This window comes from Protofrankia sp. CiP3, from assembly GCF_917627345.1.
Lineage (GTDB): Bacteria > Actinomycetota > Actinomycetes > Frankiales > Frankiaceae > Protofrankia.
This window is the reverse complement of record NZ_CAKJTM010000195.1, coordinates 1,993-4,860: the sequence shown is the minus strand read 5'-3', so window position 1 is coordinate 4,860 and position 2,868 is coordinate 1,993. Positions and strand designations below refer to the sequence as shown.

The window sequence follows — 2,868 nt, the reverse complement described above, 5'->3', positions numbered from 1 at the left end:
GCCGTGGCATTTGTTGCTTGCGCTTGGTCGGACGGGTTTGGCATTGGGGGAGCGGGTTCGGTTGGTGGTGGGGGATTCTCGGGAGAATGGTGCGTTGCGTTATGTGCGGTTGATGGGGTGTGATCCGGTGGTGGTGGATGGTACGCGGCCGTGTTTGCCGCGTACGGAGCTGATGTGGCCGAGTTATGAGCAGCCGTTGTTGGCGAAGCCGTTTGCGGCGCGGATTCCTGCTGATTTGGCGTGGTATATGGATGTGGTTGAGGCTGGGTTGGCAGAGGGCGAACCAGGTTGGCAGCGGGTGCTTGTTGGGCGTATTGGGGCGCATCGCCGGGGGGCTGGTGCGGTGGGTGCTGGTTCGTCGGTGGTGGGGCCGCCGGTGCTTGCTCGGTCCGCCGGTCGGTTTGTTGCTTGTGAGACGGAGCGTCTGTGAGTACTGTTCATGATCTTACCGCGCTGGAGCAGGGGCGGGCTGTGCGGGCCGGCGAGCTCTCCCCGACCGAATTGGTCCGCCATTACCTGGACAGGATCAGCACGCTGGACCCGACGGTCGCCGCGTTTGTCACGGTCACCGAGGAAATCGCGCTCGCCCAAGCCGCCACGGCCGAACGCGAGCTCACCGAGGCACGCCGGACCGGCACGGTTCTCGGTCCGCTCCACGGCGTGCCGGTGGCCGTCAAGGATGTGGCACGCATCGAGGGCGTTCGCCGCACGTCAGGGTCGACGGCCTTTCTCGACGAGATTTCCGATATTGATGATCATGTTGTCACCCGTATGAAGAGCGCCGGTTTGGTGATTCTCGGAACGACGAACACCCCTGAATTCGCCCTGACCTGCTACACGGAAAACCGGCTGGGGCCGCCCACCCGCAATCCCTGGAGCCCGCGCCACAGCCCTGGAGGTTCCAGCGGCGGCTCGGCCGCAGCCGTAGCCGCGGGGATGGCGCCCATTGCGCACGGCACCGACGCCGGTGGTTCCGTACGGATCCCAGCCTCGGCCTGCGGGCTTGTTGGAATAAAACCGAGCCGGGGCCGAGTCAGCAACGGGCCGATTGGGCACGATGTGACGGGGCTATCGATCAACGGCGCGTTGGGGCGCACGGTCGCGGACGCCGCAGCCCTGCTTGATCTTATGTCCGGCCTGATGCCGGGGGATACCGAAACGGCACCCGGCGGACTTGTCGGCCTGCTCGACAAGGGTGTCGAACCCCGCCAGCTCACGATCGCCGTGATGCCCGAGCCGATGCTGCCCGACGTGACGGCCCATTCCGACTGTCACGACGCGCTCAAACACACGATCGAGCTCCTTGCCGCCGCCGGGCACCGGGTGGAGGAGATGGAGATGAGCCCGGACCAGGAGGTGGCTGACGCCTTCGGCAGAGTCTGGTCCGTCGTGGCCTCCCAGGTGGCTCTCGAGGACGAGGAAGAGGACGAGGAGTCACTGGAACCGTTCACGCGGTACATGCGGGACCGTGGCCGGTCCGTCTCCGGAAGGCAGCTGCACGCCGCGCTGACGACGTTCCGCGGAATCGGGCAGATGCTGACAGACTTGATCTTCGAGGTGTACGACGTCATCCTGACACCGACACTCGCGCAACCACCCGCGTTGATCGGGGAGTTCACCACCGACACCGACGCCAACGCCAACTTTGACCGGATGACGGCGTTCATGCCTTATACGCCGTTGTACAATATCACCGGCCTACCGGCTGTCACCGTGCCCGTTCACTGGAACGACCAGGGCCTGCCGATCGGCGTGATGTTGGGTGGTCGCTACGGTGACGAGGCAACGCTGACAGCGCTGGCCGCCCAGCTCCAGTCGGCTGCCGGGCAACTCGGGCGACACCCGGAGATCTGGTGAGGCGCGGTGCGTGGCCCCGGTGAAGCGCAGTCAACGATCGGGGAGTGAGGCGGGACGATGACCAGTGAGCTGACCGACGATGAAGTCGGGCCATTCACCGCGGGTGAGACGTCGCGGGGGGTGCTCCTGCTGCACGGGTTCGGCGGTTCCCCCGCGTCGATGCGTCCGTGGGCGCGGTACCTGCTGGGGCAGGGTTACCGCGTGAGCGTCCCTCTGCTGCCCGGACATGGCACGACCTGGCAGGACCTCAGCTCGACCCGGTGGCCCGACTGGTACGGCGGCGCTGAGCGGGCACTGATCGAACTCGCTGAGCACTGTGAGACCGTCGCGGTCACCGGCCTGTCGATGGGCGGCTCCCTCGCGCTGCGGCTCGCGGCCCGGCATCCGGCCATCGTGCGTGCCGTTGTGCTGGTCAATCCCTCGATCGCCAACCCGAACAGGCTGCTGTTCGCATTGCCGGTGTTGCAGCACCTCGTGCCCTCGATCAGGAACGACGGCCCGATGGTCAAGAAACCCGACGTGCCGCGGGCAAGTTATGACCGTTTGTCGCTGAAGGCCGTGCGGTCGATGACCCTGCTGTGGCGGGACGTCCGGCCGCGGTTGTCGGCGGTCACGCAGCCGCTGCTGCTTTTCCGGTCGCTGGCCGATGGAACCGCCGGCGAGCTCTCCAGCGGAATCGTGCTTCGCGGGATCGCCTCAGCGGAACACCGCGAAGTGCTGCTCCCGGACAGCTACCATATCGCGACGTTGGACAACGACGCCGAAACCATCTTTGCTGAATCGGCGGCATTCCTGCGTACCTGGCTGCCCGTTTTCCAGGGCGGTCCGGATCCCAGCGACACGACGCGGTAGCCCGGGCGCACCCGCTGGCGCCCGGCGATGTCTGGTGGCGCCCGGTGTGGCCAGCCCGGGTAAAATCGCGCATCCGTCTCCGGTCACACCAGATTGCCGGCATCGTCGTGGCTTTCGTCATATTAGAGCGCCCGAGGATAGGGCGTTCGATCAGTGAGC

General features: G+C 66.1%; 3 protein-coding genes. All 3 read left to right on the top strand.

Annotated elements, in window-relative coordinates:
* Nucleotides 1-430, top strand: a 430-nt coding sequence (locus MJ797_RS26050; protein ID WP_239342274.1) for a hypothetical protein, incomplete at its 5' end; no start/stop codon positions are given.
* A complete protein-coding gene (locus tag MJ797_RS26045) occupies nt 427-1,857 on the top strand; it encodes an amidase (RefSeq protein WP_239342272.1) in 1,431 nt (476 codons plus the stop codon). The genes MJ797_RS26050 and MJ797_RS26045, both read left to right, overlap by 4 nt.
* Nucleotides 1,858-1,914: 57 nt before the next feature.
* Nucleotides 1,915-2,709: a carboxylesterase gene (locus MJ797_RS26040; RefSeq protein WP_239342269.1), complete on the top strand. Its 795-nt coding sequence runs from the start codon at nt 1,915-1,917 to the stop codon at nt 2,707-2,709.
* The last annotated feature ends 159 nt before the right edge of the window (nt 2,710-2,868 follow it).

Excerpts from the sequence above, each read along its gene's own strand:
- MJ797_RS26040 (WP_239342269.1), top strand. The coding sequence starts at position 1,915 with ATGACCAGTGAGCTGACCGACGATGAAGTCGGGCCATTCACCGCGGGT.